The sequence below is a fragment of the Variovorax sp. GW822-FHT04A09 genome (assembly GCF_058801005.1).
The window spans coordinates 1,083,738-1,110,476 of sequence record NZ_JBXAMV010000001.1; the positions used below are offsets into that span (position 1 = coordinate 1,083,738).

A 26,739-nucleotide genomic window follows, 5' to 3' on the forward strand; every position below is an offset into this window, starting at 1 on the left:
TCAGCTCAGCAGCACGATGCCGCCGGGCAGGCTGCGCAACTTCGCGCCGTAGAGCTCGCGGATCATCGCCAGCGCGTTGTCGATGCTGTGCAGCGACAGCTGCATGCGCACCGCCACGCGGCCCAGCGCCTCGTTGCGCAGGATGATCCGGCCCGGCCGGTAGCGGTTGATCTCCGCGATGACCTCGGCCAGCGGCGTGCCGTCGAACGACAGCACGCCCGTGCCCCAGGTGCTCACGTTCGCCAGGTCGGCGCGCACCACCTCGTGCAGCCCGCTGGGGTCGTACACCACCTGCCGGCCTGCCTCGACCGAACGCTGCTGCCCGTTCACCGACACCAGCACGCGGCCGTCGAGGCAGGTTACGCAGACTTCGGGGCCCGTATGGCGGATGTTGAAGCGCGCCCCGCGCGCCTGCAGCCGGCCACCGCCGGCTTCGACGAACAGTTCGACCTCGTCAGCGGTCGCGATCTCGGCTTCGCCGGCGACCAACGCCAATCCGCGCGCGCCCTGCAGGCGGTTGATCTGCGTCTGCGTGTTCATGCGCACACTGACGCCCTCGCCCAGCGCCACCTGCCGCTGCTCGCCGGTCGCGGTGCTGTAGTCGGCCGTCAGCTCGCCGACCGACGGCCACAGGCCCAGCGGCGGATCGACCGCGAGCACGCCCGCGGTCACCGAGGCCGCGACCGCACCGCCGAGAAAGGCACGGCGCCCCGGAGAATGCAGCGCGTTCGACAGCGCCGGCCAGAAGCGGTGGCCCCGCGTGCGAGACGTGCGTGAGCGTGCGGCTTCGGCCTGTCGTGCGGCTTCTTCGGCCAGCAGCGGATCGAGCGCGGACCACACGCGCATCAGCTCGCGCCACGCCTGCGCGTGCGCGGCACTCAACGCGGCCCACTGCTTGAACGCATCGGCATCCGCGCGCGTGGCCTGGCCCGAATGCAGGCGCGCCCACCAGGCCCGCGCCTGGCGCTCCAGCATGCTCGTTTCGGTATCGGGGGAAGACATGGCGCTCATCATCAGTTGTGTCTCGGCCCGGAAAAATGGCCGCGCTGCACCGCGTCCACGTCCGGCAAATGCTTCTTGCAGTAATCCAGTGCCGCGCGCAGTTCTTTCTCGACGGTGCTCAGCGACACCTCGAAGCGCAGCGCGATCTCGCTGTTGAGCAGCCCCTCGACCCGCGCGGCCACGAGGATCTCGCGGCGCCGCGCCGGCATGCGCGCCAGCACATCGCTCAGCGCCTGCACGTCGCTGCGCGCGCTGGCGATGCGCTCGGGGTCGCCCGCTTCGTCCACCAGGTGCACCAGCGCATCGATCTCGCCGCGCACCAGCAGCACGCTGTCCCGGCGGTAGCCATCGGTCGCGATGTTGGCGGCCATGCGCAGCAGGTAGGCGTCGGCGTTGTGCACCGTGCCCGCGTCGCCCATGGCCGCGAGCCGCAGCCAGGTTTCCTGCATGGCGTCGGCCGCGTCGTCGCGCGAACCGACGATGCGTTCGAGCTTGCCGCGCAGCTCGACATAGCGCGCGACCATGCGCGCGCGCAGCGTGGAGGCCAGGCTCTCGCTCATGGCGCCACCGGCGGCGTGCAGTCGGTGCGCGCGCCCGGCCCTTCCGGCAACAGCAGCACCACGAGCGGTTGCGGCAATGACGGCGGCGGCGGCGCGCCGACCGACAGCCGCTGCACCTTGAACCGCACCGCGGCATCGCGGTCGGGTTCTCCGGTGGTGCTCAGCAGGCGAAAGCGGTCCACCGCGCCGCGCGCGTCCAGGTGCAGCTGCAGCGCGAGGCGGTAGCTGCCCGGCCGCGTCTGCGTGGTATCGCACAGGACACCACGCAAGGCGTGCTGGACCTGTGCGGCATAGGCTTGATGCAAGACATCCCCTTCGTTGAAACCCGACCCCTCCAGGCCCGCCGCTTCCGGCGACAGGCCCGCCTCCTTCGGCCCTGCGGCGGCCTCGCGGATCACCACCGAGCCCGCGTTCGCATGGCGCGCCTCCATGCCCGTGCCGGCCAGCATCGCTTCGAGTGCCTCGGCCGCGCTCAACGAGCCGCGCACCGCACTCGACAGCCGCTGCGCGTGCTCGCCGTCGATCAGGATGTCCAGGCCGGTCATCCGGCTGTAGACATCGAGCGCATCGCCCAGCCGCTGCGGTGCGATGTCGAACGCCCGGCGCGCCGCCGATGCCGCCTTGGCGGCCGGCTCGGTTGGCTGCTGCGCCTGCACGCCCACGCCCCAGGCCAGGCACCCGATCAGTGCCAGGGCACGGACCGATGCCGCGTTCGCTCTCATACCGGTGGGACGCACAGGCTCCTGGGTGACTTCGTTCTTCCGCGCCCTCGGGACTGCGGAAGGCCGTGGTCACGGTAGTGATCGACGGTGACGCACGCATGACATCCATTCGGTCTTCTTCCTCGGCACGCACGGCGAAGAGGCCCCGGGGATCGGCCGCGCCGAAGCGCAGCCTCTCCACGGGGCCTCCGGTCGGCGAACGGGCAAGGCCCGCTCAGACTTGACCGATCAGCAACTTACGGACGGCCCTTGCCGTTGCAGACGCTGGCGTAGCCGATGCTCAGCGAGCTGGAAGCGTTCAGGAAGTTGGCGGCGATGACGGCCTTCCAGTTGTTGTTGGCGGCCGGCGGCGTGCCCGGCGACGTGCCGTTCGGGAGCACCACGAAGTTGTGCGAGCTGGGGCCGGTTTCGATCTTGGCGTCGTAGGTCGTGCCGGTCAGGCCCGTCAGCAGGTTCTTGACCTTGGTCTGGATCGCGACGTCCTTGTAGCACTGGTTCAACAGCAGGTTGGTGGTGCCGAAGATCGGGTACTCGGTGCCGGCGGCCGGCATCACGTAGGCGGGCACCCAGCTCAGCGGGTTGGCCGCCGGGCCGTTCGGGAGCACCTGCTTGGCGAGCGCGTTGCGGATCGAGCTGGCGACCGGCAGCACGTTGTTGATCTTCGCGACGACCGCGTTGCTCGCGCCCGTGTAGTTCGGCTCGGGGCTGAGGTAGCCCACGCGACCGTCGGTACCGAAAGCGCCCGACACGCCGCTGCTGCCGGCAACGCCGACCCAGTGCGAGGGGATCACGTTGGCCGGCGAGAGCGCACCGCCCACCACCGTGGCGAAGTTGTTCGACACCGTGAAGCCGGCGCCCGGGCAGGCGGCCACGAGGTAGCGGCTCAGCAGCTCGGTGGTGCCGCTGTTGTCGGTGCGGTAGACCACCTTCACGGTCGTCGTGTCGGCCGTGCCGCGCACCTGGCCCCAGGTCTGGCCGCCGGTCTTGTTGCTGAAGACGGCGCACATCTTGGCGTCGGTCAGGTTCAGGTCGGCGATGCCGGCGCGCTTGTAGGGGATGAGCACCGAGGTGGCCACGGCGGGCACCTGGATCATCGGGCCCCAGCCGGTGGCACCGGCGGCGTTGGCGGTATAGGTGTTGAACTCCGCCTGGGTCAGCGCGGAATCGCTGCCTGCGAAGTGCACCGACTGACCGGCGGCCCAGGCCGGTGTGCCACTCACGGACTCGTTGCGGAAGGCGGTCGCGCTGTTGCTGACGAAGCCCGTCTTGCCGGCGCCGCTGCCGGTGCCGGTGTAGCTGAAGTCGGTGAAGCCGACGCCGCTGGGCAGGATGTCGTCATAGAGCACTTCGGGCAGGGTCGCACCACCGCCGACGGCGATCTGGGCGGAAGCGGCGCCGGCGGCCACGAGGGCCGCCATCATCACGGCCGACAGGGCGACCGACTTGAACTTTGCACGCATGGAAACTCCTTTGAAGGGACCAGAAAATTTGACTCGTGTCGCCTGTGCAGCGACAGGATCGATGGTGCGTTCGCGAGGTGACAGCCACCCGAAAAAAGCTCGGGAACACGCACCCGTGAATGCGTGCGAAACGGGGCGCCGGCGTGCGCCAAGCTCCCGAACATTCAGCGCACCATCTGGTTGATTTCCATGATCGGCATGAGCACCGCGAGCACGATGGCCATGACCACGCCCCCCATGGCCAGGATCATCAGCGGCTCCAGCAGCGTGGTCAGGCGCATCGCGCGGCGCTCCAGATCTCGGGAGAGGTTCTGCGCCGCGCGCTCGAACATGGCCGCCAACGCTCCCGTCTTCTCGCCGCTGGCCACCAGGTGCACGAGGTTCGACGGAAAAATCTTCTGTGCCTTCAGCGCCGCCGCGAGGGGCGCGCCCTCCTTCACGCGGCCCGTGGCCTCGAGCACGCAGCGGCGCAGCCAGTCGTTGCCCAGGGTCTGGCGCGCGGCCTCGAGCCCGCGCAGCAACGGCACGCCCGCGTCCATGAGGATCGCCAGCGTGGACGCGAAGCGCGCCGTGTCCACACCGAGCGCATAGCGCCCCACCAGCGGCAGGCGCAGCACGAGCGCATGCCAGCGCAGGCGCCGCCCCGCATCGCGCAGCGCGGCGCGGGCGAGCAACCCGGCGCCCGCGCACACGCCCGCCGTGAGCCAGCCCCATTCGCGCACGAACGCACTCGCGGCCAGCATGACGCGGGTGATGGCCGGCAGCTCCTGGCGCGCCTGCGCGAACGCGCCGATGACCTGCGGCACGACGTAGCCCAGCAGGAAGACCACGATGCACAGCGACACGAAGCCGACGATGGCCGGATAGATGAAGGCGGTGAGCACCTTGCCGCGCAGGGTGTCGCGGTTCTCGAGGTAGTCGGCCAGCCGCTCCATCACGCGCGCGAGGTCGCCCGAGTCTTCGCCGGCGCTGACGAGTGCGCGGTAGATCGGTGGAAAGTCGCGCGGCCGTTCGCCGAGCGCGTCGGCCAGCCGAAGGCCGGCGCGCACGCCGTCGCAGACCGCGCCGAGCGCCTCGGCCACGTGGCGTCGCTCGGCCTGTTCGATGGTCGCGACCAGCGCGGCTTCGAGCGTGAGGCGCGCGCCCAGCAGGCTCGCGAGTTCGCGCGTGGCCCAGCACAGGTCGGCGGCGCCAAGCTTCGGTTGCAGCCAGGCCAGCGCGCCGCCGCTGGCCGCCTGTTCGCGGATGCCGAGCGGCGTCAGGCCGCGTTCACGCAGCTGGGCGCGCACGGAGCGCGCGGACTCGCCCTCGGCGCTGCCCTGCTGCACCTCGCCGGCCGAGTTCGCCGCTTCGTACTGGAACCGTGCCATGGCGGATCGGGGGTGATCAGGCGTCGCGCGTGACGCGCAGGATTTCCTCGGCGGTGGTCACGCCCTCGCGCACCCAGCGCTGGCCGTCCTCGCGCATCGAGCGCATGCCGTGGCGCACGGCGGCGGCGCGCATGGCCTGTTCGTCGCCGCCTTCGTGGATCAGGCGCCGGATGTCGTCGTGCACCACGAAGAGTTCGTGGATGCCCGTGCGCCCCTTGAAGCCCGAGTGGCCGCAGGCCGCGCAGCCCACGGGCACGTAGACCGTGCGGCCGTCGTCCTGCACGCGCGGTGCCTTGCAGGCCGGGCACAGGCAGCGCACCAGCCGCTGCGCCAGCACGCCCAGCAACGAAGACGACAGAAGGAAGGGCTCGATGCCCATGTCGCTCATGCGCGTGACGGCCGACACCGCGTCGTTGGTGTGCAGCGAGGCCAGAACGCCGTGGCCCGTGAGCGAGGACTGCACGGCGATCTGCGCGGTTTCGAGGTCGCGGATCTCGCCGATCATGAGGTTGTCGGGGTCCTGCCGCAGCGCGGCGCGCAGGGCCGCGCCGAAGGTCATGCCGATCTTGGCGTGCACCGGAATCTGGCCGATGCCGGGCAGGTCGTACTCCACCGGGTCTTCCACCGTGAGGATGTTGCTGGTGCCCAGGTCGAGCTGGCCCAGCGCGGCGTACAGCGTGGTGGTCTTGCCGCTGCCCGTGGGGCCGGTGACCAGCACGATGCCGTGCGGCTGGCGCACCAGCCGCGTGAGCTCGGCCAGCGTGTCGGGCGCCATGCCCAGCCGTTCGAGCCGCAGCCGGCCGGCGTCTTTCTCGAGCAACCGCAGCACGGCGCGCTCGCCGTGCGCCGTGGGCACGGTCGACACGCGCACGTCGATCGGCCGACCGCCCACGCGCAGCGTGATGCGCCCGTCCTGCGGCAGGCGTTTTTCGGCGATGTCGAGCTGCGACATGATCTTGATGCGCGAGATCAGCGCCGCATGCAGCGCCCGGCGCGGCGTCACCACGTCGCGCAGCGTGCCGTCGACGCGAAAGCGCACCACCGAATGGGTCTCGAAGGATTCGAGGTGCACGTCGCTCGCGCCGTCGCGCGCGGCCTGCGTGAGCAGCGCGTTGATCATGCGGATGACGGGCGCGTCGTCCTGCGCGTCGAGCAGGTCGGTGACGGCCGGGATGTCCTGCATCAGCCGCGCCAGGTCGACCTGCTGCTCCACCGCGCCGACCACCGAGGCGGCGTCGCCGGATTCGGCCTGGCGCTCGGCGAGCAGGCGTTCCATGTCGTCGTCGCCCACCTGCCGCAGCGGCAGCGCGCCCAGCAGCCGGCGCGCCTCGACCACGGCCCAGCCGGGCGTGCGCGGGCTGACCGCCAGGAAGGCCGCCTCGCCGTCGCGCTGCACCGCGACGCGCTGGCTGCGGGCCCAGGCCTGGGGCAAGGCGGCTTCGGTGCGGGCCGTGTTCATGGCGTCACCACCCGTTCGGGCCGGTAGCCCAGCTCGCGCAGCACGGCGACCGCGTTGTCAACGGCCTGCGGCTCGCGCGGCACGTCCACGCGCACCATCGCGCCCTCCCCGCCCGGACCGCCGACGATGTAGGCGCCGATGCCACTCACGCGCACGCGCTGCACGATGCGCAGCGCCTCCTGCTCGGTCTTCGTGTCGGCGAACTGCACCACGGTGACCTTGTCGTTGACGCCGCCGTACAGCGCAGCGGGGTCGGACTCGACCGTCACGCCTGTCGGCAGCCGCGAGCGCTGCGTCGGGGGTGGCGAAGGCGCAGCGGCGGGTGCCTGGCGCACCGCACTGGCTGTGGCGGTGGGCGGCGGCGGCTGGTCGCGTGTGTGCTCCCAGCTCTGGGGGCGCAGGTCGACCTCGGGCGCTTGCCGCAGGCTGGGCAGGTCGGCGGGTGGCAGCACGGGCGCGCCGCTGTCGGGCAGCAGGCCGTGCGCCATCGGGCGCGCGCGGCCTTGCTGCAGGCGCATGAAGTTGTAGCGGTCGAGCGTGAGGCCGCGGCTGGCGTTGGCGTCGCGGATCACGTAGGGCCGCAGGAACACCATGAGGTTGGTCTTGACGCGCTGGCGCTTGTCGTAGCGAAACAGGTTGCCCAGCAGCGGCAGCGAGCCCAGGCCGGGCACGGCTTCGGTGCCGTTGGCGACGCTGTCTTCCATCAGCCCGCCCAGCACCATGATCTGGCCGTCGTCCACGAGGATGCTCGTATCGAGCGCGCGCTTGTTGGTGACGATGCCGGCCGCGCCCGAGGTCTGCTCGTCGATGCTGGACACCTCCTGGTAGATGTCGAGCTTGACCGTGCCGCCCTCGGAAATCTGCGGCCGGATGTTGAGCTTCAGGCCGATGTCCTCGCGCTGGATGGTCTGGAACGGGTTGGTGCTGCTGTTGCCGTTGGTGATGTACTGGCCGCTCACGAAGGGCACGGTCTTGCCGACCATGATCGAGGCCGGCTCGTTGTCCAGCGTGAGGATGTTCGGCGTCGAGAGGATGTTGGCGCCGTCCTTGGCCTGCAGCGCGCGCGCCAGCACCTTCAGGTTGAGCACCTCGCCTACGCCCGGCAGGTTGATGGTGCCGTCGACCACGCCGATGTTCAGCCCGCGCGGCATCGCATCGATGGTGGTGCGCGCGTTGGCATTGAGGCCCGCGCCGCCGAAGTTGGTGCCGCCGCGCACGCGGCCGTTATTGCCGCCTGCCATCCACTGGATGCCCAGCTCGGCCGCGTCGCGCTCGGTGACCTCGACGATCAGGCTTTCGACCAGCACCTGCGCGCGCCGCTGGTCGAGCAGGTCGATCACACTGCGCAGGCTGCGGTACATCGGGTCGGGCGCCGCGATGATCAGCGTGTTGGTGGTGGCGTCGGCCTGCACCGTGACACCGCCGCTGGAGAACGCGGTGGACGCACTGCCGGTACCGCCTGCCGCACCCTGCGCGGGGCCGTTGGCACCGCCGGCCGTGCCGCGCAGGCCACCGAATTTTCCCGCGGTGCTTCCCGTGGCGCCGCCGGACGTGGGCTGAGTGCCAGTGGCCGACGTGCCGTTCGCCGCGCCGCCATTCGCCGCCCCCGCCCCGCCGAGCATGCCGCCCGCGCCCAGCGCGGCACGCACCGAGCTGCCGCCACCGCCCGTGGCGGTCTGCTCGCCCGATTCGCCCGTGAGGAGCCCGCGCAGCACGTTCGCCAGGTGCACCGCCTGCGCATTGCGCAGGTAGACCACATGCAGGTTGCCCGGGTCGCCCTGCGCGCTCTCGAGCTTGCCGATGAGTTCGCGTGCCAGCGCCGTGCGGCCCGGGCTGCTGGAGCGGATCACGATGCTGTTGGAGCGCGGATCGGCCAGCACCACGATGTCGCGCCGACCTTTTTCGCCGCTGCCTTCGAGCAGCTCGGTGGCCAGCGCGGCGATGTCTGTGGCAATGCCGTGGCGCAGCTTGACCAGCTGGGCGTCGAGCGCGGTCGGCGTGTCGATGCTCTCGATGATGCGCGCCAGCCGCTCGAGGTTGTCGATGTAGTCGGTGACGACCAGCGTGTTGTTGGCGGCATAGGCCGCGATGCTGTTCTCGGCCGCGACCAGCGGCTTGAGCACGGGCACCATCGCCTCGGCGTTCTCGTAGTTGAGCCGGAAGGTGCGCGTCGCGAGCCCGCCGCCGGGGCTGCGCGCGTTGACCGATCCGCCCTGCTGCTTCGCGTCGGCCACGGGCACGACGCGGCTCACCTCGCCCACGTCGACGATCGCGAAGCCGCGCATGCGCAGCGCCGAGGCCAGCATGCCGTAGGCGGTGGCGGCCGGCACCTCACCTTCGGAGACCAGCGTGATCTGGCCCTTCACGCGCGGATCGAACAGGAAGTTGCGCCCCAGGAAACGCGCCAGCGCCGAGACCACCGAGGTGATGTCGGCATCGACGAAGTTCAGCACCACGCGCTCTTCGGCACCAGCACGCGGCGCGGTCTTGGCAGGTGGCGATGGGGTCGCGGCGCTGGCGGCGATCGCGAACACACCCAGGCAGCATACCGCCGTCCATCGGCGCAGGGCCGCGCCGTTTCGATCTCGTGTCACTGGCCATCCTTGGTGAGTTGTGTGGACTGCAGCGCCACCGCGCCGCGCACGCGGCCCTGCGGCGTGCCCTCGCTGTCGTCGTCGGAACTGTCGATGCGCGCCAGCTGCGCCCGCGTGACCTCGAGGTCGCGGCGCGCCGAAACCGCCACGAGCCAGGCGAACACCTGCGCGGCTGGCACGGGCTCCGGGAATTCGACGCGCCATCCGCGCGCGGGTTGCGCCGGGCTCCCAGCCGCCGCTGGCCCGTCGGCCACGGCGTCGTGCAGGCGGTAGCGCCCGCGCAGGCCGGCGCGGTCGAGGGCGGCGTCGATGCCGCCCTGTGCCGCATCGGGCATGGCGTGCGCGCCGGGCACATCGGCCAGCAGCGTGTCGAGTTCGGCGGACTGGGCCCGCAGCTTCGGCAGGTCGCGCTGCCAGCGCGCGGCGGTGTCGAGCGCGGGACGGGCCAGGCCCAGCCACAGGATCGCCAGCACCACCAACAGCAGCGCAAGGCCCGCACCGAGGCGGTCGCGTGCGGGGAGCGCGCGCCAGCGCCCGATCGCTTCGCGTGCCATCCGCCGCGCGGGGTCGAGGAGGACGCCGCCCTTCCGGGACAGGTTCACGGGATGTCCTTCTCTGCGCGGGCCGTGGCCGGCGTGATGCGCAGTGCGCCGGCCTCCGGGTCGGCGGACAGGCTTCGCTCGCGCGCCTGCGCCTGCAGCACGCGCAGCGCCTCGGTGTTCGGCGCCGCGCCCTCGCGCCAGCGGATGCGCAGCTCGCCCGCCGTGTAGTGCAGCGCCTGTACCTGCCCGGCCGGCAGCTGCGCGAGCAAGCCCACCGCCGCGCGCGACAGCCCCGCGTAGTCGCCGCCGACCGCGGCTTGCGGCGCCTGGCCCGCCCGCGCCTCCTTCTGCTGGCGCGCCTGCTGCACCGGGTTGACGACCACGGGCAGCTCGGGAAACGCGGCGTTGACCCGCGCGGCCATCTCGCGCTTCAGGGCCTGGCCCTGCGTCGCGAGCCGGTGGGCATGCACCTGGAGGCCGGCCGTCCACACCAGCGCGGCCATGCAGCCCCACAAGGCCGCCGGCCGCAGCAGCGCCGCTACGCCCGCGTGCGCCTGCGCGGGGTCGCTCGCGGACAGCGCCCAGCGCCAGCCCTCGCCCGACCAGCGCGCCGGGTCGCCCTCCTCCTGCGCCGTCCAGTGCACGGCGGGCGACGCCGCCTCGCCGGTCGTCACATGCGCCGCCAGCGCGGCGTCGCGGTCCGCGCCGTGCGCCAGCGCCTGCATGAAACCCGTGCCGGCGCCGGTGCGCACCACGAGCCAGCGGTCCAGCTCCAGGCCTGTCCAGCCCTCGGTGGGCGTCGGCAGGAAGGCGGTCGGCAGGCACAGCGCGCGCGGTGCGACGCCGTGCCGCCGCAGCAGCGCCAGCCAGCGCACCATCGCGTCGCGCGCAATCCAGGCGGCCGGCACCGTGCCGTCGGCCCCGCGCGGACCGACGCCCACCGCCAGCGCGTCGATCGGCTGCAGCGCACAGGGCTCGATGGCCCCGAGCACCGCCGCATGCAGGTGCCGCCCCGTCAACGGCGGCAGCGCGAAGCTCGCCAGCGCCACCTCGCCCGGCGCCAGCGCGACCTCGAGATGGCGCGCCTCGAAGCAGCCGGCCACGGCCCCCAGCGCGAGCGCGCCGCCGTCGTGCCACCGGCCATCGGCGGCGCGCCAGCCGCAGTGCACCTCGGCGTCCACGGGATCGGCTTCGCCCTCGCCCGGCCAGGGCGGCAGCTGCAGGCGCAGGCGATCGACCTTCAGCGCGCTCACACGCCCTCCCGCAGCCAGACCACGCGCGGCACGCTGGTCTTGTCGTCCTGCAGCAGCGCGACCTGCACGAACTTCGTGCGCGGCGTGTCGAGCACGCTGGCGACGCGGAACCAGTTGCTGTCGATGCCGATGCGCACGTCCCGCTCGTCGAGCGCGGGCATCTGGAGCCGGTTCGCAAAGTCGCCACGGTTGATGAACCACTGGCCGCGGTCGCGCGCGGCGAGCAGTGCGCGCGCCTTGTCCAGCGCCAGCCCAGGCACGCCGGCCGCGAGCAGTTCGGCGCTGGCCGTGTTCGCGTTGATCCAGGTGCGCGCCGGCAGCAGCGTGACGAAAGGCGCGAGCCGCGCGATCACGCCGGCATCGACGCCGGGCACGGCCAGCAGGTCTTCCAGCACGCGCGGGCGCGGGGCCTGCGGGGCGCGCGGCAACTCGGGCGGCAGGCCCAGCGTCGCGGCCATGGTGTCGGCCGCCGCATCGGGCATCGTCTGCGCGGCTTCGCCCTCGGGGTCGGCGATGCTGCCGACCACGCGCCGCATGAGCGCCTGCGCCTGGGCCTGCGAGACGCCCGTCATCGTGCAAAGCCTTTGGAACACGGCCGCTTCGGCCGGGTCGATGCGGCCCCGGTCGACGAGGTTGCGCAGGTTGAACTTGCTCTGCTCGTCGCTGATCTCGCTCAGCAGCCGCGCGCCCTCGGCGGCCACCTGCCCCGCCACGGGCCCGGCGAACGGCCGGGTCCACAAGCCGTCCAGGCGTGTGGTCGGCTCGCGCACGGCCTCGGCGCGCAGCAGCCGCTGCGCCGCGCCCAGCTCCCCGCGCAGCAGCCAGCGCGCCTGCACGCGCGACTGCTCGCCCTGCGTGGTGCGGATGAAGGCCGACTGCCGCCCGAGCAAGGCCGCTGCCAGCGCGGCGATCACCGCGACGATCAGCAAGGCGCTGATCACCGCCATGCCGCGCATGCGCCGTTGCCGGCGGCCTGTTCCGATCCCTGCCATCGCGCCCACGGTGCCATTCCCGCGCTACCAGGAGCCGATGTCCGCGTTGGCTTTTTCTCCGTCGGGCTCGCCGTCGGCGCCCAGCGAGAACACGTCGACCTCGCCGTGCGTGCCGGGGTTCAGGTACTGGTAGGCGTTGCCCCACGGGTCCTGGGGCAGGCGTTCGAGGTAGGTGCGCCAGTTGGTCGGCACCTTGCCCGTGGCCGGCTTCTCGACGAGCGAACGCAGGCCCTGCGTAGCGCTGGGGTAGGCGCCGTTGTCCAGGCGGTAGAGCTTCAGTCCCTGCATGATCGCGGCCACGTCCTGCCGGGCCGCGGTGGCGCGGGCCTGGTCGGGGCGGTCCATCAGGCTCGGCACGATGAGCGCGGCGAGCACGCCGATGATGACCAGCACCACCATCAGCTCGATGAGGGTGAAAGCCCGCTCGGCACGGCGACGGATTGAACGGGCGGCCATGTTCCACAACTCCCGGGAAAAGACTTCACAAGGACAACGACGAGCACTGCGGGCCATCCTCGCAGCGGCGCATGTCAGTCCGATTGAAAATCCTCGGGAGTTCGGTGACGGGCCTTCAGAAGGTGTGAATGAATCCGGCGTGTCCGAGCAGCCCGCGCAGGCGCGTGCCCTCAAGGCGCAAAGCGCAGCCGTAGCTGACGCTACGGCGAGCATTTGCAACGCCGAGGGCGCGTGCCTGCGCGGGATGAGCGGGCATGGCGGGTTCGTTCACACCTTCCTAGTCCAGCGTTTCGACGCGCAGTGCGATCACCGGCCCGGCCACGAACGGGCTCGTCTGCAACGCGTGCAAGGCGAGATCGACCGCGCTTTGCAGCGCCGACTCGGTGATCACCAGCACCTGCGGCGCCGCCTCCGCCGGCCCGTTCGCCAGCACCAGTTGCCGCACCGGCAACCGCTGCGCGGCCAGCAGCTCGGCCACGGCCGCGATGTCGGTCGCCGCCTGCACCGGCACGCGCAGGTAGTGCGCGCTGCGCACGGCCGCGCGCGGCAGCACCGGCAGTTCGCGCACCGCATGCGCATGGAAGCCGGTGTGCGGCACGCGCTGGCCGGCGTGGGTGCCGTCCAGGCGCGCCACGTCGACCAGGTCGGCGATCACGGCCGAAGCGGTCTGCTCCGAGCCGGCGCCTGCGCCGTAGTACATCGTGATGCCCGCCGCATCGGCCTTGACCATGATGCCGTTCATCGAGCCGTTCACCTGCGCGAGCAGGTGCGTCGCCGGTACCAGCGCGGGCTGCACGCGCAGCTCCACGCCTTCTTCACGTCGGCGCGCCACGCCCAGCAGCTTGACGCGAAAGCCCAGCTGTTCGGCGCAGGCCACGTCCACGCGCTGCAGCGCCGTGATGCCCTCGACCTGCGCGTCGGCGAAGCGCACCGGCATGCCGAAGGCGTTGGCGGCCAGCAGCGCGGTCTTGTGGGCGGCGTCGACGCCCTCGATGTCGAAGGCCGGGTCGGCCTCGGCATAGCCCAGCGCCTGGGCCTGCGCGAGCGCGTCGGCGAAGTCCAGGCCTTCGTCGCGCATCTTGCTCAGGATGAAGTTGGTGGTGCCGTTGACGATGCCCGCCACCCATTCGATGCGGTTGGCCGTGAGGCCTTCGCGCAGCGCTTTCACGATGGGGATGCTCACCGCCACCGCGCCCTCGTACATCACGGCCACGCCGTGCGCGCTGGCGGCGGCGAAGATCTCGGGGCCGTGCACGGCCAGCAGCGCCTTGTTGGCCGTGACCACGTGCTTGCCGTGGGCGATGGCCGCCAGCACCCAGTCGCGCGCCGGGCCGGTGCCGCCGGCCACCTCGACCACCACATCGACATCGGGGTCGGTGGCGACCTGCATCGGATCGGCCGTGAGCGCCACGCCCTCGCCCACGATGCCCTGGGCGCGCGCGAGGTTGCGCGCCGCCACCACCGTCACCTCGATGCCGCGCCCGGCGCGGGCGGCAATGAGGTCCTGGTTGCGCGCCAGCACGCGGAAGGTGCCCGCGCCCACGGTGCCGATGCCGATCATGCCGACGCGCAGGGGGCGAATGGCCGCAGGATGGCTGGGCTGGGGCAGGAAGGACGAGACGGGATCGCGGTACATGGGCTTCTCCAAACAACGAACGAACAGGACAAAAACAAAAAAACCCAGCTGCCAGCTGGGTTTCGTTCATTCGGGAGAAGAGACACCAGGTGGCTGCCGGAGCGGCCACCCTGCGCGTGCTCAGGGGGCCGCGGCGGTCATGGTGGTAATCATTCGTGCATTCACTGCGTCGCTCGTTCGCACGCAGGCGGCGAACGGCATCGTGCGGCCGACAACGGCGGCGCTGGATGCTGCAACGGGGGAAAGTGAAAGGCACGACATGAGCCGGCGAGTGTACACGCGGTGCTTGCGGCACGCCCCGATCCGGGCAAACTAGGGCATGGACAAGCATTTCCTGACCCCCCTGTTCGCCCCGGCGTCGATCGTGGCCTTCGTCGGCCAGCCCAGCGATCCGGGGGGCCAGACCGCCCTGGGCCGCACGCTGCGCGAAGCCTTCCGGGCCGACCGCTTCGACGGCACGCTGCGCTTTCTGGACGTGCGCACCCAGGGCACGCTCGAAGAGCTGGCGCAGACGCATGCCGACCTCGCACTGATCGCGCTGGCGCCGCACGACGTGGCGGCCGCCCTCGAGATCGCGGGGCGCATCGGCTGCAAGGCCGCGGTGGTCATCTCCACCGGCATCGCCGCCGAGCAGGCCGTGCAGTGGCGCAAGATCGCGCGCCGCGAAGGCGTGCACCTGCTGGGCCCGAATTCGCTGGGCTTCCAACGCCCGCCGCTGCACCTGAACGCCAGCGTGGCCGGCCCGCTCGCGCGCACCGGGCCGCTGGCGCTGGTATCGCAGTCGGGCGCGCTCACGGCGTCGATGCTCGACTGGGCACGGCAGAACGGCGTGGGTTTTTCGAGCGTGGTGTCGCTCGGGCCGCACACCTCGGTCGACATTCCGCAGGTGCTCGACTTCCTGGCCAACGATTCGAGCACGCACAGCATCATCGTGTACCTCGAGGGCATTGCCGATGCGCGCCGCTTCATGAGCGCGCTGCGTTCGGCCTCGCACGCCAAGCCGGTGGTGGTGCTCAAGGCGGGCCGCAAGCCGGCCGGCAACGAGGCCGCGCAGACGCACAGCGCCGCCATCGTGGGCAGCGACGATGTGTTCGACGCCGCCTTGCGCCGCGCGGGCGCGGTGCGGGTGCGCTCCTTCGTCGAGCTGTTCTCGGCCGCCAAGTGCCTGGCCTCGCGCTACCGGCCGGTGGGCAAGCGCCTGGCCGTGGTCACCAACGGCGGCGGTCCCGGCGTGCTCGCGGCCGACTGGATCAACGAGATCGGGCTGGACCTGGGCCGCCTCTCGGCCCCCGCGCAGCGGTCGCTGCAGCCCTCGCTGCCGGCGCTGGCGTCGCTCACCGACCTCATCGACCTGTCGGAGGACGCCACGCCCGCGCACTTTCGCGCCGCCATCGACACCGCCTCGGCCGACAGCCAGATCGACGGCGTGCTCGCCATCTTCTCGCCCAAGGCCGGCGTCGACGCGGCCGCCACGGCGCGCGCGCTGGCCGACATTCCGCGCCCCATGCCCAAGCCGCTCCTGTCGTGCTGGATGGGCGATGCGTCGGTGGGCAACGCGCGGGCCGTGCTGGCCGAGGCCACCATCCCGAGCTTTCGCACGCCCGAGGCGGCCGTCGGTGCCTTCGGCAACATCGCGGCCTTCTACCAGAACCAGCAGCTGCTGCAGCAGACGCCGCCGCCGCTGTCGGCGCTGGCCAAGCCCGACATCGACGGCGCGCGCCTGCTCATCGAAAGCGTGCTGGCCGAGCGGCGCAAGGTGCTGACCGAGATGGAGTCGAAGTCGCTGCTGTCGTGCTTCCACATCCCGATCACGCGCACGCTGCTCGCGCGCAGCGCCAACGAGGCCATGATGATCGCCACGCAGCTGGGCTTTCCGGTGGCGCTGAAGATCGACTCGCCCGACATCTCGCACAAGTCCGACGTCGAGGGCGTGGCGCTGAACGTGATGAACGGCACCAGCGCGCGCGACACCTATCTGGAGATGATGGAGCGCGTGGCGCGCCTGGCGCCCGACGCCCGCATCAACGGCGTGACCGTGCAGAAGATGGTGCGCGCGCGGCGCGGACGCGAAATCTACGTGGGCCTGGTCACCGACCAGCCCTTCGGCCCGGTGATCGTCTTCGGCGCGGGCGGCACCATGATCGAGCTCATGAACGACCGCGCGATGGAGCTGCCGCCGCTGAACCAGTTCCTGGCGCGCCACCTCATCGAGCGCTCGCGCGTGGCCGAGACGCTGGGCGAATGGCGCGGCGCCAACCCGGTGAACATGGAGGCCATCGAGGACGTGCTGCTGCGCGTGTCCGAAATGGTGTGCGAGCTGCCCGAGCTGCGCGAGATGGACATCAACCCCATCATCGTGGACGAGCACGGCGCGGTGTCGGTCGATGCGCGCATCGTGGTCGACAGCAGCACGCAGGCCGTGGCGGGCCCGGTGGGCAACGGCTACCAGCACCTGGCCATCATGCCGTACCCTGCGCGCTACCGTCGCGAATGGCCGCTGCCCGGTGGCGGCGCCTACGTCGTGCGGCCGGTGCACCCGAACGATGCGCAGATGCTGCAGGCGCTGGTGCAGGGCCTGTCGCCAGAGAGCCGCTGGTTCCGCTTTGTCTCGCGCTTCCACGAGCTGCCGCCGTCGATGCTGTCGCGCTTCACCCTGATCGACTACGACCGCGAGATGGCGCTGGTCGCCACCGTGATGGAGCGCAGCACCGCGCCCGACGGCAGCATCCTCGAGAGCGAGCGCATCGTGGGCGTGTCGCGCTACATCACCAATCCCGACCAGACCAGCTGCGAGTTCTCGCTCGTGGTGGCCGACGAGTTCAGCGGCAAGGGCATCGGCTCGCGCCTCATGGAAAGCATCATCGACGTGGCGCGCGACCGGGGCCTTTCCGAGATGGACGGGCTGGTGCTGGCCGGCAACCCCGACATGCTCAAGCTGGTGCGGCGGCTGGGCTTCTCGGTGAAGTCCTTCCCCGAGGACCCGGACTTCAAGCTCGTGACCTACCCGCTGTAGCCCGACGGCGGCGGCTGCAACTCGACGAGAATCGGCCGCCCTCCACCTCCGCGCTTCTTCATGCTCCGAATCCTTTTGCGTTCCCTCGGTCGTCTGCTGGTGAGCTTCGCCGTGTTGCTGTCGGCTGCCTGGGCCTGCGCGGCCCTCTGGTACCAGCTGCCCGCGACGCTCCCGCTCAAGGTCGGCGCGATGGTGCTGTGGGGCCTCTTCGGCCTGGCGGCGATCGTGCTGCTGTGGTGCGGCAAGGCCGGCCGCTCGCTGCTGGCCTACGCCATCGGCTTCGTCGTGCTGCTCGAGTGGTGGGGCACCATCGCGCCCTCCCAGCATCGCGAATGGGCCGACGACGTGGCGCGCTACCTGACGCCGCGCGTCGAGGGCAGCGTGGTCACGATGGAGAACGTGCGCAACTTCGACTGGCGCAGCGACACCGACTACACCGTGCGCTGGGACACGCGCCGCTACGACCTGGACCGCCTGCGCTCGGTCGACGTGTCGCTGTCGTACTGGACCGGCCCGGCCATCGCCCACACGCTGGTGTCCTTCGGTTTCGACGACGGCCAGTACGTCACCTTTTCCATCGAGATCCGCAAGGAGCGCGGCGAAAGCTTCTCGTCCGTGGGCGGCTTCTTCAAGCAGTTCGAGAACAGCCTCGTGGCCGCCGACGAGCACGACATCCTGCGCGTGCGCACCAACGTGCGCGGCGAAGACGTCTACATGTACCGCGTGCGCCTGCCGCAGGCCGAGATGCGTTCGCTGTTCCTCGGCTACGTCGGCGAGGCCAATGCGCTGGCGCGCGCGCCGAGCTTCTACAACACGCTCACCGCCAACTGCACGACCATCGTCTACAGCCTCGCCAGGCACGTCGTGCCCGGCCTGCCGATGGACTACCGCCTGCTGGCCTCGGGCTACCTGCCCGAGTACCTGCACGACGTGGGCGGCCTGACGCCCGGCCTGAGCATGGACGCGCTGCGCGCCGGCGGCCGCATCACCGACCGGGCCATCGCCACGGACAAGCAACCCGGCGTGAACTTCTCGCAAGCCATCCGCAACGGTCTGCCGGGCGTCGCGCCATGAGGCGCATCGGCTTCCTCCCCGCCCTGCTGCTGGCGGTGTCACTGCTCACCGGCTGCGCCGGCGTCACGGTCGGCACCATCTCGCCGGCCGACTACCTGGCGCAGCGGCGCGGCGACGTGCTCACCACCGGCCAGCTCAGCAGCTCGGCACAGGAGGTGCTGCGCGTCATCGGCTCCGATGCCGACCAGTGCCGCAAGGACGGCCGCGCCTGCCGCCAGAACCTCGCCACCTCGGCCGGCCTGAGCGACGAGCAACGCATGTCGGCGCTGTCCGAGGTGTGGCTGCAGCTCGCGCTGGCGGGCGGCGACGGCGGCTCGGCCGCGCAGCCCATGGCGCCCGAGGCCATCGAGGCCTGGCTGGAAACCGCGCGCCACGCCTACGCCTACCTGTTCCACACGGCGCGCAAGCCGCGCGACCGCGCCTTCGAAGACCGCCAGACGCAGGTGCGCGACTACTACAACTACGCCGTGCAGCGCGCCATCACCGGCCTGTTCAGCCGCTACCGCAAGAGCGACATGTCGGTGGCCGCCATTCCGCAGGTGAGCGGCTGGCGCATCGACGCCGACCTGTCGGCGCTGCAGCTCGCGCCCGACGCGCCCCCGCCCAAAGAGCTGATTCCCGCCGCCTCGCTGACCTTCTCGGGCCTGCGCAACATCTATCGCCGCGACGGCTTCGGCGCCGAGCTGGTCGCCGCGGGCGACGACCGTCCGACCGCGGCCCAGGCCGACGAAGACGCCCCGCCCTTCAGCGAAACGCCCTTCCCCGCCCTCACCGCGCTGCTGCAGTTCGACGGCGCCACCCTGCAAGACGTGCTGGCCACGCGCACGCTGCGCATCGCCGTGTTCGACCCCTACCGCACCAGCACGATCAACCTGGCCGGCGAAGAGATTCCGCTGGCCGCCAACTTCACCTCGGGCTACGGCCTGTGGCTGGCCCGCTCCGACTTCGCGCTGCAGGCGCTGCGCAGCCTGTTCGGCGGCGCCGAGGGCCTGACCCGGCCGCACATCTACCTGATGCAGCCCTACGACCCGAAGCGCCGCACCATCGTCATGCTGCACGGCCTGGCCAGCAGCCCCGAGGCCTGGATCAACGTGGCGAACGAAGTGCTCGGCGACGAGACGCTGCGCCGCCGCTACCAGATCTGGCAGGTGTACTACCCGACCAACGCGCCGCTGCCGCTGAACAACCTGGCCATCCGCGAAGCCATCACGCAGACGCTGGCGCACTTCGATCCGCAGGGCCGCGCCGAGGCCTCGCGCAACGTCACGCTCATCGGCCACAGCATGGGCGGCGTGCTCTCGCGCCTGCTGGTGTCGTCGTCGGGCGACGTGCTGTGGGACGCGCTGCGCGAGGGCTACCCCATGCCGGCCGCCCAGCGCCGCCGCATCGAGGAAGGGCTAGGGCCCTACCTGCGCTTCGAGCCGCTGCCCCAGGTCAGCGACGCCATCTTCATCGCCTCGCCGCACCGCGGCACCTCGTTCGCCAACAAGCGCATCTCGCGCTGGGTGGCCAACCTCATCACGCTGCCGGTGGCCATGCTGGGCCAGCTCAACGACATCTCGCGCGAGCTGATGCGCGTGGCGCCCAGCTCGCAGGACATGGGTCCGCTGCGCATTCCCAACAGCATCGACAACCTCAGCGACCGCGACGCCTTCGTGCGCCTGTCGTCCGGGTTGCCGCTGAGTCCGAAGGTGCGCTACCACTCGATCATCGGCAACGACACGCCCGGCCTGCCGCTGGCCGAGTCGAGCGACGGCATCGTGCCCTACACCAGCGCACACCTCGACGGCGCGGTGTCGGAGCTGGTGATTCCGTCGGCGCACAGCGTGCAGGAGCACCCGCTGGCGATCCTGGAGATCCGGCGCATCCTGCGCGAGCAGCTGCAGCGCGTGCCCTGAGGGCACTTCATGCCGTGGCGAGCACGGCCGCGGCCGGTGCGTGCCGCATGTCCGGCACCGCCGCCATCAACGCCCGCGTGTACGCATGCTTCGGCGCATCGAGCACCTCGGCCGCGCTGCCCTGCTCCACCAGCCGCCCGCGCTGCATCACGCCCACGTCGTCGCACATGTGGCGGATCACGGCGAGGTTGTGGCTGATCAGCAGGTAGGTCAGGCCGAACTCGTCCTGCAGGTCGCGCATGAGGTTCAGCACCTGGGCCTGCACCGACACGTCGAGCGACGAGGTCGGCTCGTCGCAGACGATGAACTCCGGCTGGCTGGCCAGGGCTCGCGCGATGGCGATGCGCTGGCGCTGGCCGCCCGAGAACTGGTGCGGGTAGCGCTGCCCGTCGTCGGGCGACATGCGCACGCGGCGCAGCGCCTGGGCCACGCGCTCGGCGGTTTCGTCGGCGCTGGCGGCCAGGCCCAGCACCTCGACCGGCTCGGCGATGAGCCGGTCCACGCGCCAGCGCGGGTTGAGGCTGGCATGCGGGTCCTGGAAGATCATCTGGAAGCGCCGGCGCAGCGCGGCCGTCTGCGCGGCGTCGCCCCAGCGGTCGATGCCGTCGAAATGCACCGTGCCGGCCGTGGGCCGCGTGAGGCCGGCGATCATGCGCGCCACGGTCGACTTGCCCGAGCCTGACTCGCCGACCAGCCCGAAGGTGCGGCCGCGCGCGATGTCGAAGCTCACGCCGTCGACCGCATGCAGCACCTTCTTCGGCTGGCGCGCGAGCGTGCGCACGAGCCAACCCGCCGACAGATCGAACTCGCGCGACAGGCCCTGCACGCGGATCAGCGGCGGGCTGTCGGCCGGCGGCGCCACGGTCTCGGCCTGCGCGGGCGGCAGCGCGGCAGCCACGGCAATGTCCGCGCCGATCTCCGGCACCGGCAGCCGATGCAGCCTGTCGTGCACCGAAGGAATCGCGGCCATCAGCGCGCGCGTGTACGGCTCGCGCGGGTGGTCGAGCACCTGGCGCACCGGACCGGTCTCCAGCACGCGGCCCTGGTACATCACCATCACGCGGTCGGCCGCCTCGGCGATCACGCCCATGTCGTGCGTGATGAGCATCGCCGCCGTGCCTCGCTCGCGGCAGACGCGCCGGAACACGCGGATCACCTGCGCCTGCACCGACACGTCGAGCGCGGTGGTGGGCTCGTCGGCAATCAGCAGCTGCGGCTCGGCGCACAGCGCGAGCGCAATCGCCACGCGCTGGCGCATGCCGCCCGAGAACTGGTGCGGGTACTGGTCGATGCGGCTTTCGGGGTCGGGAATCTCCACGTCGGCCAGCAATGCCAGCGCGCGCCTGCGCGCCTCCTGCTCGCTCACGGGCAGGTGCGTGCGGATGGTTTCGATGAGGTGCCTACCGATCGGGTAGACCGGGTTCAGGCTGGTCAGCGGGTCCTGGAACACGCTGCCGATGCGGCGCCCGCGCACGCGGCGCATGTCCTCGCCGCGCAGCGTGTCGATGCGCTCGCCGTGCAGCTCGACCGTGCCGCCCGCGATGCGCCCCGGCGGCGGCACCAGGCCGATGACGGCCGCGCCGACCATCGACTTGCCCGCGCCCGACTCGCCGACCACGCCCAGGATTTCGCCCGGTGCGATCTCGAACGAGACGCCATCGAGCACCTGCACCGTGCCCCGGTGCGTGTCGAAGGCCACGTCCAGCCCGCGCACGCGCAGCACGGGCGTTTCGCCGCGGGGCGATGGCGAGGGGTCGCGCGCGCTCATTGCAACCTCGGGTTCAGGGCGTCGCGCAGCCAGTCGCCCGCCAGGTTGACCGACAGCGCCAGCGCCAGCAGCACCAGCGCGGGAAACAGCAGGATCCACCACTCGCCCGAGAACAGGAAGCCCTGCCCGATGCGGATCAGCGTGCCCAGCGACGGCTGCGTGGGCGGCAGCCCCACGCCCAGGTACGACAGGGTCGACTCCGCCACGATGGCCAGCGCGAAGCTGATGGTGGCAATCACCAGCACCGGCGCCAGCAGGTTCGGCAGGATGTGCCGCACCAGGATGCCGGTGCGCGAGCGGCCGATGATCTGCGCGGCGGCCACGTAGTCCTTGTGCTTCTCGAGCATCACCGCGCCGCGCACCGTGCGCGCGTACTGCACCCATTCCGACAGCCCGATGGCCGCCACGATCACGTACACCGCCATGTCGTCGCGGTAGCCCTCGGGCAGCAGGCCGCGCGCAATGCCGAAGATCAAGAGCGCCACCAGCAGCACCGGAAAGGTCAGCTGCACGTCGGCCACGCGCATCACCAGCGTGTCGAACCAGCCGCCCGCATAGCCGGCCGCCAGCCCGAGCGGCACGCCGATGACCAGCGACAACCCGACCGCGCTCACGCCCACGAGCAGCGACATGCGCAGCCCGTAGAGGATGGCCGAGAACACGTCGCGCCCCTGGTCGTCGGCGCCCAGCGGGTAGAAAGCGCCCGAGGCGCCCTGCTGCCCCGGCGGCGTGAAGGCGTCGATCAGGTCGAGCACGGCCGGATCGAAGGGGTCTTGCCGCGCGATCCACGGCGCGAACAGCGAGGCCAGGGCAACCAGCAGCAACACGAAGGCGGCCAGTTGCACGGTGCGCGAGCGTGCAAAGGCGCGCAGCACGGACGACTCGGCGTTGCGCCAGCGGCGCGGCGCGGGGGCGCCGGTCGGAGAAGGAAGCGTCATTCGGAAAAGAAAGAAGGAGTCAGGCGCGTCGCAGGCGCGGATCGACCAGCACGTACAGCAGGTCGACGATGAAATTGATCGCCACGTACAGCAGCGCGATCAGCAGCAGGTAGGCCGCCACCACCGGCACGTCCACCCCCTGGATCGAGGTGATGAACAGCAGGCCCACGCCGGGCCACTGGAACACCGTCTCGGTGACGATGGCAAAGGCCACCAGCGAGCCGATCTGCAGCCCGGTGATGGTGATGACCGGGACCAGCGTGTTGCGCAGCGCATGGCCGTAGTTCAGGTCGCGCTCGCGCAGCCCGCGCGCGCGGCCGAAGCGGATGTAGTCGGCGCGCAGCACCTCCAGCATCTCGGCGCGCACCAGCCGCATGATCAGCGTCAGCTTGTACAGGCCCAGCGTCAGCGCGGGCATCAGCAGCGAGGCCCAGCCCGAGGCCGTGAGCAGCCCGGTGCTCCAGCCGCCGAGCTGCACCGTGTCGCCGCGCCCGAACGACGGCAACCAGCGCAACTCGACCGCGAACAGGTAGATGAGCCCGATGCCGATCAGGAAGGTGGGCAGCGACACGCCGACCAGCGACACCGCCATGACCGCGCGGCTGGCCACGCTGTCGCGTCGGATCGCGGTGTACACGCCCAGCGCCACGCCGCCCGCCACCGCCAGCACGGCCGCCACCAGCGCCAGCTCCAGCGTGGCCGGCAACCGCTCGGCGATGAGTTCGACCACCGGTCGCTTGAGCCGGTACGACACGCCCAGGTCGCCCTGCAGCGCGTGGCCGACGTAGCGCAAGTACTGCACCGGCACCGGGCGGTCGAAACCCAGTTCGGCCGTCAGCGCGGCGCGTTCTTCGATCGTGGCGTCTTCGCCGAGCAGGCTGATGGTCGGATCGCCGATGTGGCGGAACACCAGGAAGGACACGAACGACACCGCCAGCAGCACCAGCACGGACTGGCCGAGCCGGCGCAAGAGATGAACCCACATGGTGTGCGTGCGTGTGTGTGCTTAGGGTTTCGCCACCTTCACGTTCTTGAAGAACACACTGCCGTCGGGGCTGACCGGAATGTCCAGCTTCGGGGCCGACGCGAAGTTGAGCACCTGGTCGTGCAGCGCGATGTAGATGCGCTCCTTCTGCACGGTCTGCCAGATGCTTTTGATGGTGGCGTCGCGCTTGGCCTTGTCGCTCTCGGCGGCCAGCGACGCGATCTGCGCGTCGACCTCGGCGTTGCTGTAGCCGGTGGCGTTGGTCGGGCCGCGGCCGTCCTTGCCGCGCGTGTGCACCAGGTAATCGAAGATGTAGGCCGAGTCGTAGGTCGGCACGCCCCAGCCGAACAGGTAGAAGTCGGTGTCGGCCGAGTTGATGGCCGTGCTGTGCAGCGCGATCGGGCGCGCCGCCACCGTGGTCTTGATGCCGATGCGCCCGAGGAAGCCCGACACCGCCGTGCTGATGGCCTCGTCGTTCACGTAGCGGTCGTTCGGCGTGTGCAGCGTGATCGCAAAGCCGTTCGGGTAGCCGGCCTCGGCCAGCAGCTTCTTCGCCTGCGCGGCATTGGCCTTCGGGTAGGCTGCAAAGCCCTTCTCGTAGCCATGCACGAAAGGCGGCGCGATGATGCCCGAGGGGTTCGACAGGCCGCGCATCACCGCCGTCTTGATCGCGTCGCGGTCGATCGCCAGGCCGATGGCCTCGCGCACCTTCGGGTCGGCCAGCGGGTTCCTGCCCTTCACGTCGGCGTACTTGAGCTCCTTCGCGCCCACGTTCAGGCCCAGGAAGATCGAGCGGTTCTCGGGCCCTTCGGTCACGCGCAGGCGCTTGTCGGCCTTGAGCCGGCCCACGTCCTGCGCCGGCAGGTCCTGCACGAAATCGACCTCGCCCGACAGCAGCGCGGCCACGCGCGTGGCGGGCGACTTGATCGGCACGTAGACCAGCTCGGTCACATCCAGCGGAAACTGGCCGCGGCCCCAGTACTGCGGAAACTGCTTGAGCACCGTGCGCGCATCGACCTCGCGCGAGGCCAGCACGTAGGGGCCGGTGCCGTTCTCGTTGCGGGTGGCGAAGTTCTCGGTCTTGCTGGCCACGTCCTGCGACTGCTCGGCCTTGTTCGCCTTGGCCCAGGCCTCGTTGAGGATGAAGAGGTTCGTGAGGTTGTTCGGGAAGATCAGGTTCGGGCCCTTGGTCTTGACCTGCACCGTGAGCGCATCCACCTTCTTCACTTCGGCCACCGACGACAGCAGCGACTTGAGCGCCGAGCTCGGCGCCTGCGCGCGCTGCAGCGAGAACACCACGTCGTCGGCCGTGAGCAGCGCGCCGTCATGGAACTTGACGCCGGGGCGCAGCTTGAACTCCCACACCGTCGGGTCGGCCGTGAGCTTCCACGAGGTGGCCAGCGCGGGCTGCAACTTGCTGTCGGCGCCGCGCAGGATCAGCGGTTCGTAGATCTGGTGCAGCAGCCCGAAGTTGGTGCCGGTGTTGACCGCATGCGGGTCGAGTGTGGCGGGGTCGGCGCTGCGCGCCCAGCGCACGGTTTCGGCGGCGGCAACAGGCGCCTGCAGCAGGCCGGCGGCCAGCAGGGCCGCGGTCAGGAGTGGTCGGAGCATGGAATCCCTCGGGTGTTCTTTGGAAGAGAAGACAGGCGGACGGCCGCGCGGGGCGGCGGCGTCCTGTGCCTGTGCGTGAGGGACTGTGCCCTGCGCCGCGCGGTCCCGAAAGAAGGACTCCGCATATGGAAATGCGGTGTCTGCCGCGCGGCGATGAATGGCGGTCACGCCCTCGCCGCCAGCCGCTTCAATCGCAATCCACCCCACACCGCCAGCAGCACGCTCGCGCCGAACACCCAGCCCGACAGCGCGCCGGCCATCGTGCCCGACAGCAGGTTGCCCACCGTGCAGCCCAGCCCGGTCATCGCGCCCCACCCTAGCAGCAGGCCGCCGCCGAGGCCGCGCATCACCTGCCCCACGGTTGGCCACGCGGGCTTGAACTGCCCGCTCGCCAGCGCCGCGGCCAGTGCACCCGCCACGAGGCCGCCGACCAGCAACGCGTTGGGCGTCTGCCAGAGGCTTTCGACCACCGCCGTGACGCAGCCGCCGAAACCGTCGAGCCCGTCAAGGCGTTGCGGCAGCAGGCCGTGCGCGTTGCCGAGGTCGCGCGCGGCGCTGCCCAGCGCGGCGGTCACGCCCAGCGGACGCAGCCGCAGCACCACGACCACGGCGATGGCGCCGACTGCGAGCCCACCCCACGCATACGGCCAGCGCCCGTGCAGCAGGCGACGCGCGGCGTCGATGAAGCGGCGCGGCGTAGACGACGCCGCCTCGCCCGCCGGCAGCTTCCGCCAGAGACAGGCGGCGAGCGCCGCGAGCACCGCCAGTTGCAGCGCGGCCGAGCCCGCATAGCCCAGGTGATGCGGCAGCCACACGACGGGCGCGGTGGCGATGGTGGCGCTGTAGAGCCAGTTCCAGCTCGTGAATCCCAACAAGAACCCTGCGACAGCACCGAGCAGCGCAAAGGGTGCGGTCGGCGAACCCTCGCCCAGCCGGTACCAGTGCGCGCTGATGCACGAGCCCGACACCACCATGCCCGCGCCGAAGGCCAGCCCCGCGAGCACCAGGGCGCCGCTGACCGGCCCGATGTGCGCATCGGGCGGCAATCGCCCGGGCTGCGGCACGGGCAGCCAGCCGGTCATGACGACGTGCATGCCCACGGTGCCGACCGCCAGCGCGGCCACGATGGCCAGCAGGCCGCGTGCGTCGCCGCCCTCGAAGTAGTCGCGCGCATGGCAGTAGAAGCAGAAACGCGAGCGCTGCAGCACCACGCCGAGCACCGCGCCCAGCCCGAGCGCGAAGGCCAGCGCACGGCCACCGCTGCGCTCGCCCAGCAGGTGCACGCCGGCGGCGATCAACAGCAACACCACGACAGCAGCGGCCAGGCCCGTGCGCGAAAGCGGCGCAGGCGCCACGGTGATTGACGAAGCGGACATGCCCCGGTCCCTCTTTTTTTGGGTCCAAAA

Annotated in this window: 20 protein-coding genes; 3 read left to right on the forward strand and 17 right to left on the reverse strand. The window is 71.2% G+C overall.

The window, feature by feature from the left end:
• From AC1RLW_RS04855 to AC1RLW_RS04910, 12 genes are all read right to left on the reverse strand, one after another.
• On the reverse strand, window positions 1-1,002 hold the full coding sequence (locus tag AC1RLW_RS04855) for a FecR family protein (protein WP_493192359.1): 1,002 nt from the start codon (window positions 1,000-1,002) through the stop codon (window positions 1-3).
• Between the two features lie 11 nt (window positions 1,003-1,013).
• Window positions 1,014-1,562, reverse strand: coding sequence for an RNA polymerase sigma factor (locus AC1RLW_RS04860; RefSeq protein ID WP_493192360.1), 549 nt, complete (start codon window positions 1,560-1,562; stop codon window positions 1,014-1,016).
• Window positions 1,559-2,284 (reverse strand): hypothetical protein, encoded by a 726-nt coding sequence (locus tag AC1RLW_RS04865; RefSeq protein ID WP_493192361.1) that lies wholly within the window; start codon window positions 2,282-2,284, stop codon window positions 1,559-1,561. The genes AC1RLW_RS04860 and AC1RLW_RS04865 overlap by 4 nt, the downstream gene beginning before the upstream one ends.
• Window positions 2,285-2,520: 236 nt before the next feature.
• Window positions 2,521-3,744 (reverse strand): substrate-binding domain-containing protein, encoded by a 1,224-nt coding sequence (locus AC1RLW_RS04870; RefSeq protein WP_493192362.1) that lies wholly within the window; start codon window positions 3,742-3,744, stop codon window positions 2,521-2,523.
• A gap of 164 nt (window positions 3,745-3,908) precedes the next feature.
• Window positions 3,909-5,114, reverse strand: a complete 1,206-nt coding sequence (gene gspF / locus AC1RLW_RS04875) for a type II secretion system inner membrane protein GspF (RefSeq protein WP_493192363.1) — start codon at window positions 5,112-5,114, stop codon at window positions 3,909-3,911.
• A 16-nt stretch (window positions 5,115-5,130) separates the two neighbouring features.
• Window positions 5,131-6,573 (reverse strand): type II secretion system ATPase GspE, encoded by a 1,443-nt coding sequence (gene gspE / locus AC1RLW_RS04880; RefSeq protein WP_493192364.1) that lies wholly within the window; start codon window positions 6,571-6,573, stop codon window positions 5,131-5,133.
• On the reverse strand, window positions 6,570-9,167 hold the full coding sequence (gspD, locus tag AC1RLW_RS04885) for a type II secretion system secretin GspD (RefSeq protein WP_493192365.1): 2,598 nt from the start codon (window positions 9,165-9,167) through the stop codon (window positions 6,570-6,572). Before gspD ends, gspE begins: the two co-directional genes overlap by 4 nt.
• A complete protein-coding gene (locus tag AC1RLW_RS04890; RefSeq protein WP_493192366.1) occupies window positions 9,164-9,769 on the reverse strand; it encodes a type II secretion system protein M in 606 nt (201 codons plus the stop codon). The genes gspD and AC1RLW_RS04890 overlap by 4 nt, the downstream gene beginning before the upstream one ends.
• Window positions 9,766-10,962 carry a type II secretion system protein GspL gene (gene gspL, locus AC1RLW_RS04895; protein ID WP_493192367.1) on the reverse strand — a complete coding sequence of 399 codons (1,197 nt, stop codon included), beginning with the start codon at window positions 10,960-10,962 and terminating at the stop codon, window positions 9,766-9,768. The genes AC1RLW_RS04890 and gspL overlap by 4 nt, the downstream gene beginning before the upstream one ends.
• Window positions 10,959-11,909, reverse strand: coding sequence for a type II secretion system minor pseudopilin GspK (gene gspK / locus AC1RLW_RS04900; protein WP_493192368.1), 951 nt, complete (start codon window positions 11,907-11,909; stop codon window positions 10,959-10,961). The genes gspL and gspK overlap by 4 nt, the downstream gene beginning before the upstream one ends.
• Window positions 11,910-11,978: 69 nt before the next feature.
• Window positions 11,979-12,410: a type II secretion system major pseudopilin GspG gene (gene gspG / locus AC1RLW_RS04905; RefSeq protein WP_307638249.1), complete on the reverse strand. Its 432-nt coding sequence runs from the start codon at window positions 12,408-12,410 to the stop codon at window positions 11,979-11,981.
• Between the two features lie 277 nt (window positions 12,411-12,687).
• Entirely contained in the window at window positions 12,688-14,046 is a 1,359-nt protein-coding gene (locus AC1RLW_RS04910) for a homoserine dehydrogenase (protein ID WP_493192369.1), read from the reverse strand.
• A gap of 319 nt (window positions 14,047-14,365) precedes the next feature.
• Between AC1RLW_RS04910 and AC1RLW_RS04915 the strand changes: the two genes are divergently transcribed.
• From AC1RLW_RS04915 to AC1RLW_RS04925, 3 genes are read left to right on the forward strand one after another with little or no spacing between them, the layout of a single operon-like run.
• Window positions 14,366-17,059 carry a bifunctional acetate--CoA ligase family protein/GNAT family N-acetyltransferase gene (locus AC1RLW_RS04915; RefSeq protein WP_493192370.1) on the forward strand — a complete coding sequence of 898 codons (2,694 nt, stop codon included), beginning with the start codon at window positions 14,366-14,368 and terminating at the stop codon, window positions 17,057-17,059.
• 60 nt (window positions 17,060-17,119) lie between these two features.
• On the forward strand, window positions 17,120-18,133 hold the full coding sequence (locus AC1RLW_RS04920; RefSeq protein WP_493192371.1) for an Lnb N-terminal periplasmic domain-containing protein: 1,014 nt from the start codon (window positions 17,120-17,122) through the stop codon (window positions 18,131-18,133).
• Window positions 18,130-20,031, forward strand: a complete 1,902-nt coding sequence (locus AC1RLW_RS04925) for an esterase/lipase family protein (protein WP_493192372.1) — start codon at window positions 18,130-18,132, stop codon at window positions 20,029-20,031. The genes AC1RLW_RS04920 and AC1RLW_RS04925 overlap by 4 nt, the downstream gene beginning before the upstream one ends.
• A gap of 7 nt (window positions 20,032-20,038) precedes the next feature.
• Here AC1RLW_RS04925 and AC1RLW_RS04930 read toward each other — a convergent pair whose 3' ends face one another.
• The 5 genes from AC1RLW_RS04930 to AC1RLW_RS04950 all read right to left on the reverse strand — a co-directional run bounded on the left by AC1RLW_RS04930 (window position 20,039) and on the right by AC1RLW_RS04950 (window position 26,709).
• Window positions 20,039-21,799, reverse strand: a complete 1,761-nt coding sequence (locus AC1RLW_RS04930) for a dipeptide ABC transporter ATP-binding protein (protein WP_493192373.1) — start codon at window positions 21,797-21,799, stop codon at window positions 20,039-20,041.
• On the reverse strand, window positions 21,796-22,737 hold the full coding sequence (locus tag AC1RLW_RS04935) for an ABC transporter permease (RefSeq protein WP_493192374.1): 942 nt from the start codon (window positions 22,735-22,737) through the stop codon (window positions 21,796-21,798). The genes AC1RLW_RS04930 and AC1RLW_RS04935 overlap by 4 nt, the downstream gene beginning before the upstream one ends.
• A gap of 19 nt (window positions 22,738-22,756) precedes the next feature.
• A complete protein-coding gene (locus tag AC1RLW_RS04940; RefSeq protein WP_493192375.1) occupies window positions 22,757-23,722 on the reverse strand; it encodes an ABC transporter permease in 966 nt (321 codons plus the stop codon).
• A 21-nt stretch (window positions 23,723-23,743) separates the two neighbouring features.
• On the reverse strand, window positions 23,744-25,333 hold the full coding sequence (locus AC1RLW_RS04945; RefSeq protein WP_493192376.1) for an ABC transporter substrate-binding protein: 1,590 nt from the start codon (window positions 25,331-25,333) through the stop codon (window positions 23,744-23,746).
• Between the two features lie 164 nt (window positions 25,334-25,497).
• Window positions 25,498-26,709: a YeeE/YedE thiosulfate transporter family protein gene (locus AC1RLW_RS04950; RefSeq protein ID WP_493192377.1), complete on the reverse strand. Its 1,212-nt coding sequence runs from the start codon at window positions 26,707-26,709 to the stop codon at window positions 25,498-25,500.
• Window positions 26,710-26,739: the final 30 nt, after the last annotated feature.

Coding starts and splice junctions, on each gene's coding strand:
- AC1RLW_RS04865 (WP_493192361.1), bottom strand. CDS start 2,284: ATGAGAGCGAACGCGGCATCGGTCCGTGCCCTGGCACTGATCGGGTGC.
- AC1RLW_RS04935 (WP_493192374.1), bottom strand. CDS start 22,737: ATGACGCTTCCTTCTCCGACCGGCGCCCCCGCGCCGCGCCGCTGGCGC.
- AC1RLW_RS04930 (WP_493192373.1), bottom strand. CDS start 21,799: ATGAGCGCGCGCGACCCCTCGCCATCGCCCCGCGGCGAAACGCCCGTG.
- gspK (WP_493192368.1), bottom strand. CDS start 11,909: ATGGCGGTGATCAGCGCCTTGCTGATCGTCGCGGTGATCGCCGCGCTG.
- gspE (WP_493192364.1), bottom strand. CDS start 6,573: ATGAACACGGCCCGCACCGAAGCCGCCTTGCCCCAGGCCTGGGCCCGC.
- AC1RLW_RS04870 (WP_493192362.1), bottom strand. CDS start 3,744: ATGCGTGCAAAGTTCAAGTCGGTCGCCCTGTCGGCCGTGATGATGGCG.
- AC1RLW_RS04940 (WP_493192375.1), bottom strand. CDS start 23,722: ATGTGGGTTCATCTCTTGCGCCGGCTCGGCCAGTCCGTGCTGGTGCTG.
- gspG (WP_307638249.1), bottom strand. CDS start 12,410: ATGGCCGCCCGTTCAATCCGTCGCCGTGCCGAGCGGGCTTTCACCCTC.
- AC1RLW_RS04925 (WP_493192372.1), top strand. CDS start 18,130: ATGAGGCGCATCGGCTTCCTCCCCGCCCTGCTGCTGGCGGTGTCACTG.
- AC1RLW_RS04910 (WP_493192369.1), bottom strand. CDS start 14,046: ATGTACCGCGATCCCGTCTCGTCCTTCCTGCCCCAGCCCAGCCATCCT.
- AC1RLW_RS04860 (WP_493192360.1), bottom strand. CDS start 1,562: ATGAGCGAGAGCCTGGCCTCCACGCTGCGCGCGCGCATGGTCGCGCGC.
- AC1RLW_RS04950 (WP_493192377.1), bottom strand. CDS start 26,709: ATGTCCGCTTCGTCAATCACCGTGGCGCCTGCGCCGCTTTCGCGCACG.
- AC1RLW_RS04915 (WP_493192370.1), top strand. CDS start 14,366: ATGGACAAGCATTTCCTGACCCCCCTGTTCGCCCCGGCGTCGATCGTG.
- AC1RLW_RS04945 (WP_493192376.1), bottom strand. CDS start 25,333: ATGCTCCGACCACTCCTGACCGCGGCCCTGCTGGCCGCCGGCCTGCTG.
- AC1RLW_RS04855 (WP_493192359.1), bottom strand. CDS start 1,002: ATGTCTTCCCCCGATACCGAAACGAGCATGCTGGAGCGCCAGGCGCGG.
- AC1RLW_RS04920 (WP_493192371.1), top strand. CDS start 17,120: ATGCTCCGAATCCTTTTGCGTTCCCTCGGTCGTCTGCTGGTGAGCTTC.
- gspF (WP_493192363.1), bottom strand. CDS start 5,114: ATGGCACGGTTCCAGTACGAAGCGGCGAACTCGGCCGGCGAGGTGCAG.